Here is a 16,067-nt window from a genome sequence, read left to right on the forward strand (position 1 = left end):
GGCCGCCGCCGCATCCTCATGTGTATTCACAAACCATGGAGAATCACGCGGCGGCCGCCCCACACCACCCGCCGCGCCGCAGGCGCGAATCAGGACCACACGGCAGCCACTGGGACTGTAGTACTAGACACCTTGATCTTGGAAATTTCGCGGACCATGGACGGCGCTGGACATCTCGCCAAATCTGCTAAGCTGTAGCTTGTGACGCAAGATGAGATGCCGCTCGCGATGGCTGTACATTGTGCGGAATGCGATCGGGTCGTTCTAGGTACTCCGAAAGGGCACACGTACTACTACAAGCCGGATGAGGGACCTCCCGAGCGCTGGACACTCCTCGCCTGCCCTATTGGGCATCCATTGCTCGTGCTGCAGCTCGAGTTCTCTTCGCAGACATTCGACGACGACGACCCGTGGCGGGCATATCCACCGCAGGATCGGGATTTGAGTAGCGAGATACCTAATGTTCTTCGTGAAGCTCACGAGGAAGCGCGAAGGTGTTTCAGGGCGAAGGCATATGTCGCTACTGTGGCAATGTCTGGCAGGGTTCTGGAGGGGGCGTGCAAACTTCACGGTGTCACGAAGAAGAACCTACATGAAAATCTTCGCGAGATGAAAGAGCAAGGTTTTATTGATGGGCCTCTCTGGGAGTGGGCGGAAACTCTGCGCGGGGTCAGGAATGCGGCCTCGCACTACAACGACGAGGATGTCTCTCGCCAAGACGCGGAAGACGCACTGGCCTACAGTGAAGCGCTTCTGGACTATCTGTACGTCTTGAAGGCGCGATTCGCCGCCATGAAAGCTAGACGTTCTAGCCCTGAGTGATCATCTTCCTAGCGTTCGGCTCGTGTGCGCAATCTGTGACTCCTGCGGGAGGCGCGACCATACGGTGGTTGTACGGCAACAGACGCGACGCCGGTGGGCTTCGGTTGACAGCGCCGAGCCTGTGACCTGCACCTGCGGACGCAGGGGATGTTTATGGGCGGGGGCCACCGAGGTCCACGGATCTGAAGGTTGCTACGGCATGTTGGCAGCCAGAGCGGCAGCCAAGCCCGCAGATGGCGGAAGATGGCTACGGGACTCGATGGACAAGGATGAGCAGGTGACCAGGGCAGGCAGACGTCTACGGACACCAGCGGACGAGCCGCCGATGATCTCATAATCCGTCGGTCGTGGGTTCGAGCCCCACCCGCCCCACACCTCCTGACCTGGCCGTTTGCAGCGCCCAGGCCTCGGCAAAGATCGGTAACTCGCCCTGGTGGTGCCGTGGTGGTGCCGAACTGCGGATGATCACTTTTCGATCTTGTCTTGCCGGTAGCGGAGAGTGTCCGACGGCGGGGTGCCTGCCGCTGGCGGCATGCCGCGGTGCGAAGGCTCTGGGGCGGTGGCTCGCGGCTCCGTGAATGGGAGCGCCTGCTGGCTTCGTCAGGGCAGGGCGACTGATATACGGAATCAAGAGGCTCGGGGACAAGGGGCGCCGCCGAGGCACTGGACGCAATCTCGAAGAACGGGTGTGCCTGCGGCCGGCTAAAGATCAAGTCCGGGGTCGTCCGCCCGGAGTCCGTCGATCCCGAATTGGTCGTCCTGAGGATTGTTCCGCGCTGGGGGCGGGGTCGGCGGCGCCGTACGTGGGGGTCGGCGGCGAGGGACGATCTCGGCGGCGGCCTTCGCGGCGGCCCGGTCGGCATCGGCGAAGACCGAGGTGTAAACGTCGCCGGTGAAGTGGACGGACGCGTGCCCGAGAAGCTCCGAGACGATCTTCAGGTCCCGCGTGGCGCGGTAGGTGAGGCTCGCGGCGGTGCGACGGAGATCGTGCAGGCGGATCGGGGGCAGCGGGCCGAATTCCAGGGCGGACTCGATGGCGTCTGCGGGCATCCGATGCCTGGCGGCGAGCTGCTCGATGCTCCAGTCGTGTTCGGTGTGCTCGCGGCGGATGGTGGCGAAGCGGGTGATGAGCCGTTCGAAGCGTTGGGACACGCCGTCCGCTGTCAGCTCGTTCCCGTCGGGGTGCGTGAAGACCCGGCCGGTGTCGTTCCAGGCGCCTCTGTAGAGGGCGCGTTCTTCGTCCTGCTGGCTTTGCCAGGTGGTCAGCACCTCGCCGGTGGTGTCGTCCAGGCTGATGGTCCGGTGGCTGCCCTCGCTCTTCGGATCCTCGTAGATGTCGAGATCGGGGTCGTCGGTGTCGGCGCGGGATCCGGGGAGGTTGTCGAGGATGTAGATGCTGTCGTCCTCGAAGTCGACCTCGGTCCAGCCGAGTGCGACGGCTTCCCCGCGGCGCAGTCCGCGGTGGGCGATGAGATGCCACAGTGGGTAGAGCCGGTCCCCGGAGACGAAGTCCAGGAAGGCGCCCGCCTGGCGCGGAGTCCAGACCATGACGGGCGAGGGACGGGCTCCGGTCCGCTGCCACGCCGCCACCCGCGGCGCGGTCCAGACGAGCGGGCGGACCCTGCGCGCTTTGGGGAGCTCGACGTGTTCGGCGGGGTTGTGGCGGAGCTTCCTCCGTTTCACCGCGCTGTTGAGTGCGCTCATGAGCGTGGCGTGTACCCGGCGCAGTGTGGTGGGGCTCAACGGCCGGCGGCGCGCGGGGTCGTCTCGGCGGACCTCCAGGAGCCTGGCGAGGAGCGGCGAGGGTTTGCTGCTCGGTGATTCTCGGCCGATCAGCACGACGGTGGCGTAGAGCTTTTCGACGTGATGGTCGCGTAGATCGACCAGGCGTAGATGCCCGAGGCCGGGTCTCAGGTAGAGACGGATATGTTCCTCGTATGAGTGCCGAGTTGAGCGAGCCAGACTGGCCTTCCCGGCGAGCCAGTCATCCAGGTAGCGTGCGACCGTGAGCTCGGCGTCCTCGGGCCTCCTGCCGTCGCGTGTTTCGGACAGTGAATCCGTCAAGGCGTCGTCGGCGGCGGTCTCCGTGCTGAACGGACCGCCAGTGGTGCGCCGACGCCGGCCGTCGGGCCCAGGCGGAACATCATGGACGAACCACCAGCTGCCGTGATCCGACCGAGGGAGTTTGGGGCAGTCGCTGTTGAACTTCTTGCCTGTCTCCGGATCGCGGCAACCACATCGCTTGAATACCCGCCCCCTCATCTTCGCATGTCACCCCAACGGAACCCGCAGGCCGCCGTACCTGCTGGCCGGGCCATGCGCTGGCGCGGGGCGAGGTGCTGTGTCCGAGCGGGGACGGGCGTGTGGGGGAGTGATCCATGCAGAGGATGATCGTGACGACGGTCATCGCATGGAGCATCGGGGATGGCATCCCCAGATACATCCGTGGTCAGTCGTCTCTTTTAATGTCATCCACCGATCACCTTGGCATGTGATCGCCCCGCGTTTGCTACCGCAAAGGTGAGAGGGCTCGGAGTGCGTGATGCGGCGCGGCCTTCTGCGGAGGTCGTATATGTGGACGATAGGTGCCAACGGCGGCGTCCCTTCCCTGGCAATGCCATGAGATCTTTGATTCAAGAAAAGGTTGCTTTTTCCGTAGAGGATGGCTCCCTGTGAGAGCCACCTCGGCCTCCTGGAGGTGGGTCCCCGGGTCGGCAAAAATACGAGCGCAGGGAGTAAATGGTCGGCCCAGTAAAGGAGCTGTCAGCCGGGTCCGGCCTGGATTGGGGAATTAGTCGATCGCCCCGGGACGACGCCGGCGGAGCCACTCTTCGACGTCCCGGCGTCGCCAGGCCCGGAAATTTGGACGTTGGACGACGGGTGACGGGAAATCGTCCGCCTTGGAGATCATCTTGTTGACGGCGGTCTGTGAGATGTCGAGCAAGGACGCGATGTCGCTGCTCGTCATGGTCTCCTCCGTCACGGATCCACACTAGCTAGTTGCAGCGCTGCAACCGTGCGCTGCATACTGGAGGTTGTAGCGCTGCAACCGATGGAGCGAGCATGGCACTCCGTCCAGTGACAAGACGGAACCTGAGCCCTAACCCGCAAGGAGGCCTACGACCATGGCGATCCCTCCCGTCGATCCGCCCGCGGAGCCAGTCGAGGCATCGGCACTCGTCACGGTCCGACGGGTGGTCCAGCCATCCGCCGTCGAGATGGGAGTGACAGTGACGCCCGACGCGGCCGTAGAAGACCTCGCGGCGGCGCTTGCCGCGATGCCGGCGCGGGCTGTCTTCATCGAGAGCTTCGGCGACGTTGACGTCACCTTGGTCTTCCGCGTTCAGCTGACGGATGCCTGACCGACCGCGGCAGGGGTGCAGGCAGCTCGGCCGGCACCCCTGCATCGGCAAGGGGCGACAGTAGTGGCGTCCAGGTGTCTCGGACGCAGGTGTGGATCGCGGCGGGGCAGAAGGTTCACGCACACAGACGGTCAGGGCTGGTGTCATCGCCGAAAGCATCGTCGCGATCCTCAGCAGAAGCGTTGCCGCAGGTGCAGGCAGTCAACATGACATCGAGGATTTCCCCTCACGATCATGGACGATCGTCAGGCGGGGCAAGGGGGAGACCTTCCTTCTCAGCCGCATCACCTCCCGACCCGAAGGTTTGTGATGGACGGGATAATCGGCGCATGGCAGTGCCAACGGATCTAGTCCTGATCGGCTGCGTGAAGTCGAAGTCGGCGCGGCCGGTTCGCGCGGCGGAGTTGTTTACGGGCACGCTCTTCGAAGGCCGACGTGCCTTCGCGCAGGTCAGCGGGGTGCCGTGGTACATCCTGAGCGCGAAGTTCGGCCTGCTCGCGCCGGACGACGTGATCGGTCCTTATGACGTGTACCTTGCTGATCAGCCGCATGCCTATCGACAGGCCTGGGGCGAGTTCGTCTGCGCGCGGCTCGCCGCGTTGCACCGGGATCTGACCGGGCAAACGATCGAGGTACACGCTGGCGCGGCCTACGTCGATCCGCTCCGCGTTCCGCTGGGGAAGCTCGGCGCGCGGTTGGCAACCCCGACCGAACATCTTGGCCTCGGCGAGCAGCTTGCCTGGTATAGCAGCCAGAGGTCGCGGAGGGCTGATCCGCCATCCGTCGACCGGACTGTCCGCGAGGTGGCCGCGCTTACGGCCGCGCTCACGGATCAGTCGCGGGCCCGTACGCCTGGCGAGTTCCTCGCCGTGGGCCGGGACGGATTCAACCGGCCGGGGCTGTACAGCTGGTGAGTCGACGAAGCGGGGGCGGGCGATCTGGCTTCCGGTCTGGGGATCGCGTTCGCACCGGGTCTGATCTACGCGGGCCAGGCGGGGGCGACGCGGTGGCCGAGCGGTCGGAGATCCACTAACACGCTGTGGGACAGGATCGCCGGAATGCACCTGGGACGACGCGCGGAGTTCTCCACCTTCCGACGCACACTGGCCGCGGCTCTCAGCGATGAACTTAGCCTGGGCGGCGAGGATACCGAAGGGCTCGACTTCTGGATCAGTCAGCATCTGCGCGTGATCGCCGTTGCGGTGGACGACGCCGACGAACTCGGGCGGCTGGAGGACGCTGTCCTCGCCGCGCTCGACCCGCCCCTCAACATCCGTGGACGGCCCGCTACCGCACTGCGGGCACGGATCAGGGAACGCCGTGGGTCAAGACCATCTCGCGACGATGACGACAGCGTCTCGCCCGGCGCGGAGCCGGCCGGCGGCGAGGGGGCGACAGCGCCACGTGCATCGACCGGGACATATCGCGAGGCCGACGGAACGAAGGTCGACTTCGACGCGGCCCTTGCCGTGTGGGCGGAAGCTGCCCGGGACGCGCTGATCTCGGTCGCGCACCGCTACCACGCCGTGACGACCTACGGTGAACTGGCCGAGGAGGTTCAGCGCGCCTCCGGTATCCGGACCACGATGCTGCAGATGCACTGGATCGGCGGCGTCCTTGGCCGCGTCGCCGAGGACTGTGCTTCCCGTGGGGAACCGCTGCTGTCCGCACTGTGTGTCCAGAAACAGGGCGGCACCGTCGGCGACGGATACGCCGGCGCTGTCGAGGCCACCCGAGGCCACCCGAGGCCACCGCCCCGACGACCCTGACCAGCACGCCGCCGAGGAGCGCCTCGCCTGCCACCGCCACTTCGGCGCCTCCCTTCCCGCTGACGGCGGCCGCCCAGCACTCACCCGACAGGTCGCCGCCCGCCGTGACCGCCAGACTCGCCCCCAGCCCCCGGCCCCGACTCTCTGCGCCACCTGCCGCATGGAACTCCCGCTCAGCGGCCACTGCGATACCTGCGAGTAACGATCCGTATTTATGTGGTGTCCCCTCGTGGCAGGGTCATTGCAAAGTCGTGTTTGTGCTGGTCACGAGGGTGATTGCTGATCGGACGGGAGGTGCGGGTGATCTGGATGGCCTGGGCCGCGTGGGGGAACCCGAGCCCGGCCGGGACAGTGACGGCCTTGAGGGTGCGTGTCTCTATCCGGCCGTGGCCACGGCCGGTGGTGGTGTGCCCGACCGGGACGTCTTTCCAGGGCAGTGTCTTCAACCGGGTGTGCACGGTGGGCTGGTTGCGTTTCACGGTGACCAGCAGGTGCGCGCCCCGGGCGTGCGGGTAGTCGGCGTGCGCGGTCTGCGCGTGCATCGCGTCGACGGTGATCAGGACATCGGTCAGGTCCGGAATCTGATCGAGAGCCGTGGAGAACAAAGGGATCTCGTTGGTCTTCTCGTCGACGTCGACCTGTGCCAGGACCACGCCGCGGGCATGGTCGAGGACACCGAGCAGGTGCACGGGGTGGGTGCCGTGCCGGGTGGCGCGCATCGCTTTGCCGTCCACCGCGAGCACCCGCCGTACCCGGCGGCGCCGTGTCGGCCGAGGCGCGGCGGTGTCGACGGCGTCGAGGCGGGCCCGGATCCAGGCTCCGATCGCGGCTTCCAACGCCGCCCGGTCCACACATACCAGCACCCGCCAGATCGTCACCGGGCCTGGGATCCGTCCGGTCAGCCCCAGGCCGGCGCGGGTGTCCGCGGGCAGGTCGGCGACCCATTCCCCGATCGCCGCGAACGACCGGGCGCCACTGACCATCGCGCACACCACGATGGTCAGGATCACGGCGAAGGGGTATCGCACCCCGCGCCGTCGGCGTGGATCCGGTACCTGCGCGAGCGCCTCGCATAACCCGGTCCACTCACTGTCGGTCACCGAACCCGTTGAGCTGGCCCGGTCCGGGATCTGCCCGGCGAGCTCGTCGATCACAGCGGTGATGGGAGATGATGACATCGGCGGGCACGGCCTTCCCTGGCGAACATGAAGCTTCGAGAACTCCATGATCGGCAGAGGGTCGTGCCTGCCGCGCATCTACCTCCGGCGTGTCGCCGGTATCCGCCCAGGTCAGGCCATGCATCGGTCGATGCCGAGAATGATCAACTTGGCCTATCGACTACGAAATGGCCCTGGGCGCCACACGTTGGCGGCCAAGGCCACGCCGTCACGCATCGGAATCCTGACATCTATGTCGTATACATGCTGCATTCGGCGCCCCTCAGGCGAGCGGAGAATTCAGATAAAGGTACGTTATCGAGCACATAAGTACCCTGGCAGCGTCCACGTATCGTCTCAGAACGGCTTTCCGGTGTTCAGGTCGAGGCCGGCGATCGGCTTCGCCGGGACGAGCTTGCTGTTGTTGATGCGCATGAAGAAGACGCGGGCGTTGCTGACCCGGTCGAATCCGGGCACGTGGCCTTTCGCTGACGGAGTCCACTTCGGCTGGATGCCGTACAGATCGATGTCCTTGGCGGTCCTGAACCCGTTGTTCAGCGAGGCTGCGGTGATGTCCCCGGTGATTCCCGCGGCGGCCTGGGCGACGACGTGCACGGAGAGCCAGGCTCGCAGGCTGATGGAGTCGCGGGTGGCGGCGTCCTTGTCGCCGGTCTTCTCCTGTGCGTCCAGTTCGGTCTTGTACTGCACGAGGCCGGGGTAGGCGGCGGTGGCGTCGAGGGGCGGGTAGGCCCCGACGGCGAGTACGTGGTCGCCCTGCGTGCCCCGGAACTGCGAAAGGACGGACTGGACCTGTGCGTCGACGACGCCGAAGGTGAACGGGGCCTTGGCCTGGTCGGCGGCCCTGATGAAGGCGGTGGTCTGTTCCGTGGGCAGGACCGACACGGCCGCGTCGGCCTTGGACCCGATGACGGCCTGGACGGCGGGAGCGAGATCGGTCGAGGTCACGCCGACCTTCACGGGGGGGACGGTCTGCAGGCCGGCGGCCTTGGCGGCCTGCTCCACCGCGGAGACGTTCGCGGCGGCGGCGGCGAGGTCGAGAGTGACCGCGGTCACCGTCCTGGCGCCGGAGGCGCGCAGTGCCGCCGGCATGCCGGCGAAGGACAGTGTGTTCCCGGCGTCGAAGGTGTAGCAGACGGCGCAGGCGTAGTCGGCCGGTGTGATGGCGTTGAACCCGACCAGCGGTATCCCGGCCTTGACGAGGGGCGCGATGAGCTGGTTACTGGAGTTGGAGTACGAGCCGACGACCGCCACCGAGTGAGCCGACACCGCCTGACGCGCGCACTTGACCGCATCGTTCGGGTTGCCGTTCTCGTTGCAGGTCCTGATCTCGATCTGCTTGCCGTTGATCCCGCCCTTGGCGTTGATAGCTGTGGCAGCCGCTCTCACCGCCGAGATGGCGTGCGGGGCTGTCGGGGGCGCGGTGTGCGTGGGGACGATGATCGAGAGGACGACCTTGCCGTTCGCATGGGAAGTCGTGCCCCCGGAGTTTTCGCTGCCACAGGCGGTGATCGTGACTGCGGCGGCACACAGGGCGATTCCACCCGTGGATATGCGTCGTAAAAGGTGCATTCAGGATTCCTCTGTAGGTGATCTGACTGTGACGGCAGCCCCTCCACGGGGGCTGACCATAAACGCCTATCTCAACTGAATCTTCAGTGCGGCCCCTGAGCTGGGCCGGTCTCGTGGCAGAGACAGGGTGGGGGGCTTACTTCCTCACTTGCCGTGGCGCGGTGGACGCGGCCTCGCGGATCATCGCGGTCGCGCCGAGGGAGTACCCGTCCGCGCCCGCGGAGACGTTGTTCCCCGAGACGATGACAGTGCTGTTGAACGTCGCCGGGTCGACGGGCACCGAACGACCATCCGTGTCCTGAACGGAAGGCTCCCACTGGGCTCCGCCGTCCAGCGACCGTCAACGCGTGACTCACCGTCAATGGGCCGGTACGTGGTCGCGTCCCCCTCGAGGAAGTACTCCTCCACGTACCCGTAGGTGCTCACATCGACCAGCGTGGTGCCCGGAGCCAGCCATGGGCCCCGTGAACAGGACCGATCAGGCGTGCACTCCCAGCCATGAATGGCGCCCTCCCATGGATGTCAGAACTGCCACCGTGGCAGTGACCAGAATCACGGCGGCCGGGTGCCGTGCCAACCAGTCCGGGAACCGCCGGCATCACCCCTCGACCCAGGGCTGCGGACCGCTCAGCGGCGGATGATCGGCAGGACCAGGCGGCTGGGGTGCTGCGGGCCGTGCAGAACCCGGTTGGTGGCGACGACGGCCTGGTCGAAGGTCTCGGTGTTGATCACTGCGCCGGTGTTGGTGTTGCGGTCGTAGCGGGGGAAGTTGCTGCTGGAGACCTCCAGCCGGATCCGGTGGCCGGGCAGGAACACATTGGACGTGACGGACAGGTCCAGGGTGATCTCGTGGACCGTCTCGGGCTCGAGGAGTTCCGGCTCGGCGAGGGATCTGCGGTAGCGGACGCGCAGGATGCCGTCGGTGAGGTAGAGGGCGCGGCCGTCGGGGTGGACGTCGACGAGTTTGCCGGTGAAGTCGGTGTCCCGAGCGGACGAGGCGACGTGTAGCACAAGCGAAACATGGCCGGTGACCTCGATCGGCTCATCGAGTACGGGCGTGGTGAAGCACAGCACGTCGTCGCGGGCCTCGGCCGGGCGCTGATCCACCGGCCCGACGGCGTTGGCCGCCGCGGGCAGCAGCATCCGGCCCCCGAGGCTGGGCACGGGGTTCGCCGGGTCGTAGGTGAAGGTGTCAGTCGCCTCCGCCGACGCCGGGTCGGTGTGCAGGACTCCGTCACCGGCGGCGGTGTTGGCCGCCCCTGCGCCGTCGAGGAAGTAGTCCACGTAGCTGGTGTCGGGCAGCGGCCAATCCTGCTCGTCGCGCCACTGGTCGATGCCCATGACGAAAATCCGCACCGGTGCCATGCCGTCGAGGGCGTCGGTCCGGCCCCGCAGCCACCGGTCGAAGAAGCGCACGTGCGCTCCGGTGAGGTCCGCGGCGAGCGGGTCGGCGCCGAGACCGAACCGCCGGTCATGGTAGACGCCGGTGGAGGAGATGTGGTCCCACGGGCCGATGATCAGCCGTTGGCCGTCGCGTGCCTCGGCACTGCCGGCCTCGGCCTTCATCTGGGTGTAGGTACGCGCGGTGCTACCGATGTACACGTCGAACCAGCCGCCGACGTTCAGCGCCGGCACGGTCACAGTGTCGGCCCGGTCGCCGACGGAGAGCTCCTGCCAGAAGCCGTCGCGGTCGGGGTGCGCCAGCCAGTCCGACCACCACGGCACGTGCTTGGCCAGCAGGTCCTGTTCTGCGGGCAACGCGCCGAGGTGGGCCTGCGGGGCGGCCATCGACCCGACCAGCGCCCTCAGCGTCTGCGGGTCACCGCGGCCGGCCGCCAGCGCCCGCTGGGCGTCCAGGAGCGCCATCCTCATGTTCCAGACCCAGACGGTGTGCCAGGACATTGCGCCGCCCTCGGAGTACCAAGGGTGAGCGTACAAGTCCGTCGCCGTCGTCGTGGGCGCCAGCGCCTTGAGCCCGTCCGGCGCTCGGGACGCCAGAGCCCATTGGGTGATGCCCATGTACGAAGGTCCGTACATGCCGACGTTGCCATCGCACCACGGCTGTTCGCGCACCCAGGCGATGGTGTCAACCCCGTCGTCGGGCTCGTCGACAAACGCGGTGAACTCCCCCTCCGAGGCGAAAGTGCCACGGCAGTCCTGCCACACCACCGCGTACCCGGCGTCCAGGAGGCCGAAGATGCCAGGCATCGTCGGGCTCAGAGTCAGGAAGGTCATCTTCCCATAGGGGATGCGCACCAGTAATGTCGGCGCCGGATCACCGTCGGGGATCCAGACGTCCGCGGCGAGGCGGACCCCGTCACGCATCGGCACCATGACATCGCGTTCTACCCTGAACCCCATGTTGGACCTCTCCTCCGGCGGATCACGATCGTGAGTTGTGAGGGTGGCTCTGACATGCCGCCTAACAAGACGCGCTCATGGAAAATCCGCCCATAAATTGAGTCGGATGCGGAGTGATCTCTGCCTACGTGAAACGTGGGAATGACGGCGGGTGGGGACGCCGGAGCCGAGAGCGTGTAGGAACCGGCGAGGGCTTCTCGCTAGCGGCACCGGGAGATTTCCGCAATATTCACACGATTTGGATGCCCCCGCGGCCAGGGGGCTCCGGGTGCGGGCTGCCTCGGTTCGAAGAGGTACTCCTCCTCCACGTGACCGGTAGGTGCTCACATCGACCAGCCTGGTTCCCAGGGGTCAGCCGTGAGCGCCCCCGTGAACAGGCCCGTTCGGACGTGCACTCCCAGCCATCAAGGGCACCCTCCCGTAGATGTCGCACTCTCGTCGATGTCACAACTGCCACCATGGCAGTGGCCAGCATCACGTAGGCGGAGTGCCGCTGTCAACCAATCCCAGAACACCGACGCCAGCAGCCCGCAGCCGTCACGTAAAGGGTCGGACCGATCTCAGAGAGTCTGATCGGGTCGCGTGGGTGCGGGAAGCGCCCTTCGGCGTCCTGAGGATGGGCGATCGCGGATCGGCTACCGTGAGCGCATGGAACCAGGCCACGCAGGTGTCGCCGCGGGCCCGCCTTCCCCGTCCGGCCGGCTCCGGAAGCGTCAACTTCTGGATACGCGGAAGGCCATCGAGACCGCCGCCATGGAACTGTTCACCAGCCGGGGATTCGACAGCACAACGGTGGACGAGATCGCCGAGGCGGCGGGCGTCTCACAGCGGACCGTGTTCCGTTACTTCCCCACGAAGCGATCCATCCTGCTCGAATATGACCGGACTCTGAGCGAGAAACTCCGCACCCTGCTCCGCGATCGACCTCCTCGCGAACTCACCCTTCGCGCGCTGGAACCCACGCTCATCGGCTTCGCCGAGATTCTGCAGCGGGACCGCGAGAACGTCACCCTCAGAATGGCGATCATGGCCTCGAGTACAGAGCTCGCCACCTACACGCTTGAAATAATGGAGACCCACAGGGCCGTCATTGCCAGCGAACTCGCCCACCGCCACCCCGCCGCCATCGACGAAGCCGACCGGCTGGCCCTCACCTGGGTGGCCAACGCGGTTCTGGTCGTTGCCGTGACCGAATGGCTGGAGGACGACCTGCGGCATCCCCTCCCCGCTCTCACGCTCCGGTCCATCGAACGGGTACGCGCCGCCACGACAGGATAGGTGACGGACGCCAGCTGCGGTGATGTAGGTCGGGTGGTGATGGCGGATGTGCGTGGCCACGCCCTTGTCCGCAGCGGCGTGGAGGGAGCCGCGGCGGGATCCTCCGGGCCCGCGTGCCCGATCTGTGGTGCTCTTGCTGTCGAGGACAAGGAGGGCCTCGCACCGCCGGCGTCAGCCTCGGACAGCATGGTCGCTACCTGCCACCCGCCTACCGAACGCGGTGGCGAGAACCTGCGTCGCATCCTCTCTCTGGGGCTGGAGTTCCTCTCCGCCGAGATCGACGCCGAGTTCGAGCAGGCGATCGGCTATTTTCTCTTCGCCTCGCTTCAGTAGTTCTACTACGACGGCAACAAGCGCACCGCCCGCTACATGATGAATGGTCGCCTCATGTCCCAGGGAATGGACGCCATCAGCGTTCCGGCCGCACGCCGCCACGAGAACAACACCGAGATGGTGGACTTCTTCCGACGCAAGGAAGGTACGGGAATGTTTTGGCTTTCTGACATCCTGCCGGCTCGGAGCCGGTCAATCCCGGCGGAACTTGTCAAGATTTTTAAGAAAAGACGGCCGATGTCGAGGTTGTCCCGGATGACCTGTTCGAAGAAGATCCGTCCGGACAGGGGTCGGTCGAGGGTCTGGGTCAGGGAGAACTCGGCTTGCAGGACCGAGATGTCGTAGCGGTAGCCGGCATCACGGTCGTCGGGAGTGAAGGGGTGGGGCAGGATCGCGATCCACTTGCGGAGCAGCCCGTCGATCTGGTCGGGGCCGAGCCGGTCACAGATCGTCTGAAGACCGGCCGGGTCGTCGACCGCGGCGAACGCGTTGTCCATCGGGACATATCCGATCCCCGCCTTGGTGGCCTGCCGTTGCGCCCAGTGGTTCCCGTTCAGACACAGCTTGGCGTTGTAGGGGAAGTAGGAGCAGAACTTGAGGAAGAACGGGCCGAAGCCGTCATCGACGCAGTAGAAGTAGAAGTGGTTGACCACCCCGGTGGTCTTCACGATCCACGGATAGGTTTTCCCCTCGGTGTCGCGGCGTTTCTCCGTCCGGAACAGTGGGGTCTTCTCCTGCGCCCGGCCGATGAACATCACCCCCTCGGTGCCGGTGAAGTCCTTGAGGTGTTCGTGCATCACCTCGTCTTTCCGCTGTCCCCTTGCGAAGTCGACGATCGGGATGTCGTGGGTCACAAAAGTCGGGCTGGAGTATTAGTACTACAGCCCCAGTGGCTGCCGTGTGGTCCTTTTCCGCGGGTGCGGCATGCCGGGTTGCGTGGGGCGGCCACCGCGTGATTCTCCATGGTTTGTGAATACACATGAGGATGCGGCGGTGGCCGCGACGGGTAGCCTATCCGAGATGGACGCCGTGGTGTGGGATGCGGAGCTGGAGGAGCTGTTCGGCCGCTTAGCTGACTGTTTCCGGAATGATCAGACGCGCGTGCAGGCACGGGCGTATGTGGCGGGCTTGTTGCCTCGGACGGAGCGGAAGAACGGGTGGACGCTCGCCGAGTTCAACCAGGACCTCGGTCCGCACAAGATGCAGCGACTGTTGAGCGAGTCCGCCTGGGATGAGGATGCGGTAGCCGACGTCGTCCGCTCGTACGTCGTGGAGAACCTCACCGAGGCGGGTGGGGTTTTGGTGATCGATGAAACCGGCTTCGTCAAGAAAGGAACGGAGTCCGCGGGTGTGCAACGCGGTACAGCGGCACCGCTGGGCGGGTCGAGAACTGTCAACTCGGCGTGTTCGCCGCATATGTCTCCGGAAAAGGGCGGGCTTTGGTTGACCGGGAACTGTGCCTTCCCGACAGCTGGACCGAAAACCGGCCGCGGTGCGCGGACGCAGGCATTCCACCCGGGCGGGGATTCGCGACGAAGCCGCTGCTGGCACTGGACATGATCCGCCGGTTCTGGCTGGCGCACCGGGCGATCAGCTGGGTCGCCGGCGACGAGGTGTACGGCGCTGACCCGGAACTACGCGACTGGCTCGTAGAACACCGGATCGGCTATGTCCTCGCCGTCAAACGGGACGCCATGGTCACCACAGCCGTCGGCCGTCGCCGCGTCAACGCCCTCGCGGCGAAAGTTCCCGCGCACGCCTGGGAAACATACTCCTGCGCCGACGGCACAAAAGGACCCCGGCTATACGACTGGGCGCTGGTCGACACCCGTGAATTCGACGGCCCTGACAATCATCCCCAGCAGGTTCTCACCCGCCGTTCACGCACTGAACGAAAAGACCTCTCCTTCTTTCTCACCAACAGTCCACACCCGGTTCCACTCGCCATGCTGATCACCGTTGCAGGGCGACGCTGGGGAATCGAAGAATGCTTCGAGTCCGCGAAGAACGAAGTCGGCCTTGACCACTACCAGGTCCGCCGATACCACGCCTGGTACCGGCATATCACCCTCGCGATCGTCGCGCACGCCTGGCTCGCCGTCACCGCCCAAAGACACCGCGAAGAACACCCACCAGCCATCCCACCAGAAACCACCGCCGTGGGATATCAGCCCCATCCGGCCGGTCTCCCCATCGACGAACCACCGAAACCAGACCGACACACGATGATCCCGCTCACCCTCAACGAGCTCCGCCACATCATCGCCCTGTTCGCGCAGGCCCTCACCCCACCCGCCCTGATCACATGGTGGTCAGACTGGCGCCGCAGCCACCAGGCACTCGGCCGCTGCTACCACTACCAAACCCGGATCCGTACCACGCAACGAAAAACCATACCAACAGCTACCACCGCAGGACCACTGCGACTGTAGTACTACACGACCGAGATACTGCAGTTCTCCACCGCTGCCTCCGCGTCGAAGCTCCTCGACGCGCTCCGGCAGGCGGTGCGGCAGTGTGCCGCCATCGGGCACGGCGGGCCGAGTAATGTTTCGCAGGTGTCCTCGTCGAACGTCGACGGATATCCGGCGCTCACCTACTCGATAGATTCCTCGGGCCGGTGGAACGTCCTCTTCGCCGCGAACGGCGTCGATGTCATCCTCGTCTCCGCGGTAGCCGGACCCGCTGACGAACAGCCGCCGGCCAGGCCGACGCTGCCGTCCGTGGCGGACGCTGTGATGGCGGGCATCGCGACGCAGGCCGAGTAATGCGGCGGCGCACGGAACAACACGCGGCCGGCGTACCTGTTCAGCTCGGTTGACCGGTTGCGCGCACGCAGACGAGACCACCGCCCGCGCCGACGGTGGCCTGCGCTACCTGCACGTGGCGTGCCCGACTACCTGACCGTGATGCACGTCGGGGACCGTTCAGCCGCCACGATCGACGCCGGCGGGGTCCGGCCCACCTTCACCGGTGTCCTCGTCCGGGACGGCTACGGCGGCTACGCCCACCTGACCGGCGCCCTGCACGCCTGGTGCGGTGCCCACCTACTCGGAGATCTCCGCCAGATCCACGACTCCGACCCGCCCGGGCAGGTCTGGGCCGACGCACTGGCCACCACTCTGCTCGACGCCCACCACGCCGTCTGACACCGTCCGCCGGGTCTGGCGGGTCCGCGGGTGGCAGCGGTTTCGATTGCTCGCCAATCTGGCTGCCAGTACGTTTCTGCCACATGGCCCATGCCCTGCCCAGCGCCGCGGGCCGGGCGTCGACCTATGGAGCGTGTGCGCGTTGAGAATCAGCGTCGAGCCGGAGCTCGAGGAGCTGCGATCCGCCGTTGACGCCCAGGCCTGCCGCGAGCTGGCGCCGCTGGCGGCGGGGCTCGACCGGGAGCA

Annotated in this window: 14 protein-coding genes and 3 pseudogenes; 9 read left to right on the forward strand and 8 right to left on the reverse strand. The window is 66.2% G+C overall.

All coding sequences use genetic code 11. The features are described from left to right. Nucleotides 1-201 precede the first annotated feature (201 nt). Nucleotides 202-822 carry a DUF4145 domain-containing protein gene (locus tag AC6EXY_RS31990; RefSeq protein ID WP_499818849.1) on the forward strand — a complete coding sequence of 207 codons (621 nt, stop codon included), beginning with the start codon at nucleotides 202-204 and terminating at the stop codon, nucleotides 820-822. Between the two features lie 702 nt (nucleotides 823-1,524). Here the strand turns inward: AC6EXY_RS31990 and AC6EXY_RS31995 are convergent. Together AC6EXY_RS31995 and AC6EXY_RS32000 are read right to left on the reverse strand one after the other, a co-directional pair. After that, complete coding sequence (locus AC6EXY_RS31995) at nucleotides 1,525-2,886, reverse strand: site-specific integrase (RefSeq protein WP_499818850.1); 1,362 nt, start codon at nucleotides 2,884-2,886, stop codon at nucleotides 1,525-1,527. Nucleotides 2,887-3,613: 727 nt separating this feature from the next. Then, nucleotides 3,614-3,790 carry a helix-turn-helix transcriptional regulator gene (locus AC6EXY_RS32000; protein ID WP_101830765.1) on the reverse strand — a complete coding sequence of 59 codons (177 nt, stop codon included), beginning with the start codon at nucleotides 3,788-3,790 and terminating at the stop codon, nucleotides 3,614-3,616. A 157-nt stretch (nucleotides 3,791-3,947) separates the two neighbouring features. Between AC6EXY_RS32000 and AC6EXY_RS32005 the strand changes: the two genes are divergently transcribed. The 3 genes from AC6EXY_RS32005 to AC6EXY_RS32015 all read left to right on the forward strand — a co-directional run bounded on the left by AC6EXY_RS32005 (nucleotide 3,948) and on the right by AC6EXY_RS32015 (nucleotide 5,953). Continuing rightward, complete coding sequence (locus AC6EXY_RS32005; RefSeq protein ID WP_499818851.1) at nucleotides 3,948-4,184, forward strand: hypothetical protein; 237 nt, start codon at nucleotides 3,948-3,950, stop codon at nucleotides 4,182-4,184. Between the two features lie 329 nt (nucleotides 4,185-4,513). Beyond that, nucleotides 4,514-5,098 (forward strand): DUF6884 domain-containing protein, encoded by a 585-nt coding sequence (locus AC6EXY_RS32010; RefSeq protein WP_101830758.1) that lies wholly within the window; start codon nucleotides 4,514-4,516, stop codon nucleotides 5,096-5,098. A 63-nt stretch (nucleotides 5,099-5,161) separates the two neighbouring features. Beyond that, nucleotides 5,162-5,953 (forward strand): GIY-YIG nuclease family protein, encoded by a 792-nt coding sequence (locus AC6EXY_RS32015; RefSeq protein ID WP_499818855.1) that lies wholly within the window; start codon nucleotides 5,162-5,164, stop codon nucleotides 5,951-5,953. Nucleotides 5,954-6,165: 212 nt separating this feature from the next. Here the strand turns inward: AC6EXY_RS32015 and AC6EXY_RS32020 are convergent, their stop codons facing one another. The 5 genes and pseudogenes from AC6EXY_RS32020 to AC6EXY_RS32040 form a co-directional block, all read right to left on the reverse strand. Then, nucleotides 6,166-7,131, reverse strand: coding sequence for an ISAs1 family transposase (locus AC6EXY_RS32020; RefSeq protein ID WP_165818269.1), 966 nt, complete (start codon nucleotides 7,129-7,131; stop codon nucleotides 6,166-6,168). Nucleotides 7,132-7,467: 336 nt separating this feature from the next. Next, nucleotides 7,468-8,700: an ABC transporter substrate-binding protein gene (locus tag AC6EXY_RS32025; protein WP_499818852.1), complete on the reverse strand. Its 1,233-nt coding sequence runs from the start codon at nucleotides 8,698-8,700 to the stop codon at nucleotides 7,468-7,470. A 136-nt stretch (nucleotides 8,701-8,836) separates the two neighbouring features. Further along, nucleotides 8,837-8,980: a hypothetical protein gene (locus tag AC6EXY_RS32030; RefSeq protein ID WP_165818268.1), complete on the reverse strand. Its 144-nt coding sequence runs from the start codon at nucleotides 8,978-8,980 to the stop codon at nucleotides 8,837-8,839. 38 nt (nucleotides 8,981-9,018) lie between these two features. Continuing rightward, a pseudogene (locus AC6EXY_RS32035) lies at nucleotides 9,019-9,126 on the reverse strand (alpha/beta hydrolase domain-containing protein); the annotation flags it as partial. A 201-nt stretch (nucleotides 9,127-9,327) separates the two neighbouring features. Next, nucleotides 9,328-11,061, reverse strand: coding sequence for a CocE/NonD family hydrolase (locus tag AC6EXY_RS32040; protein WP_499818853.1), 1,734 nt, complete (start codon nucleotides 11,059-11,061; stop codon nucleotides 9,328-9,330). 753 nt (nucleotides 11,062-11,814) lie between these two features. Between AC6EXY_RS32040 and AC6EXY_RS32045 the strand changes: the two genes are divergently transcribed. Continuing rightward, the gene (locus AC6EXY_RS32045; RefSeq protein WP_499818854.1) at nucleotides 11,815-12,339 is read left to right on the forward strand and encodes a TetR family transcriptional regulator; all 525 of its coding nucleotides are present in this window, start codon (nucleotides 11,815-11,817) and stop codon (nucleotides 12,337-12,339) included. After that, nucleotides 12,340-12,672, forward strand: a complete 333-nt coding sequence (locus AC6EXY_RS32050; RefSeq protein WP_499842462.1) for a hypothetical protein — start codon at nucleotides 12,340-12,342, stop codon at nucleotides 12,670-12,672. 32 nt (nucleotides 12,673-12,704) lie between these two features. On the opposite strand, the gene AC6EXY_RS32055 is transcribed toward AC6EXY_RS32050, so the two are convergent. Beyond that, nucleotides 12,705-13,526, reverse strand: coding sequence for a hypothetical protein (locus tag AC6EXY_RS32055; RefSeq protein WP_243407806.1), 822 nt, complete (start codon nucleotides 13,524-13,526; stop codon nucleotides 12,705-12,707). Nucleotides 13,527-13,692: 166 nt separating this feature from the next. On the opposite strand from AC6EXY_RS32055, the pseudogene AC6EXY_RS32060 reads away from it, so the two are divergent. The 3 genes and pseudogenes from AC6EXY_RS32060 to AC6EXY_RS32070 form a co-directional block, all read left to right on the forward strand. Next, nucleotides 13,693-15,104: pseudogene (locus tag AC6EXY_RS32060) on the forward strand (IS701 family transposase). A 126-nt stretch (nucleotides 15,105-15,230) separates the two neighbouring features. Continuing rightward, on the forward strand, nucleotides 15,231-15,440 hold the full coding sequence (locus AC6EXY_RS32065) for a hypothetical protein (RefSeq protein ID WP_101833258.1): 210 nt from the start codon (nucleotides 15,231-15,233) through the stop codon (nucleotides 15,438-15,440). 61 nt (nucleotides 15,441-15,501) lie between these two features. Then, nucleotides 15,502-15,815, forward strand: a pseudogene (locus AC6EXY_RS32070) (IS66 family transposase); the annotation flags it as partial. Between the last annotated feature and the right edge of the window lie 252 nt (nucleotides 15,816-16,067).

This window comes from Frankia sp. RB5, assembly GCF_059816245.1.

What these genes read in the sequence shown, in the direction of transcription:
- AC6EXY_RS32045 (WP_499818854.1), top strand. Translation starts at nt 11,815, where the DNA reads ATGGAACTGTTCACCAGCCGGGGATTCGACAGCACAACGGTGGACGAG.
- AC6EXY_RS32005 (WP_499818851.1), top strand. Translation starts at nt 3,948, where the DNA reads ATGGCGATCCCTCCCGTCGATCCGCCCGCGGAGCCAGTCGAGGCATCG.
- AC6EXY_RS32040 (WP_499818853.1), bottom strand. Translation starts at nt 11,061, where the DNA reads ATGGGGTTCAGGGTAGAACGCGATGTCATGGTGCCGATGCGTGACGGG.
- AC6EXY_RS32000 (WP_101830765.1), bottom strand. Translation starts at nt 3,790, where the DNA reads ATGACGAGCAGCGACATCGCGTCCTTGCTCGACATCTCACAGACCGCC.
- AC6EXY_RS32025 (WP_499818852.1), bottom strand. Translation starts at nt 8,700, where the DNA reads ATGCACCTTTTACGACGCATATCCACGGGTGGAATCGCCCTGTGTGCC.
- AC6EXY_RS32010 (WP_101830758.1), top strand. Translation starts at nt 4,514, where the DNA reads ATGGCAGTGCCAACGGATCTAGTCCTGATCGGCTGCGTGAAGTCGAAG.
- AC6EXY_RS32020 (WP_165818269.1), bottom strand. Translation starts at nt 7,131, where the DNA reads ATGTCATCATCTCCCATCACCGCTGTGATCGACGAGCTCGCCGGGCAG.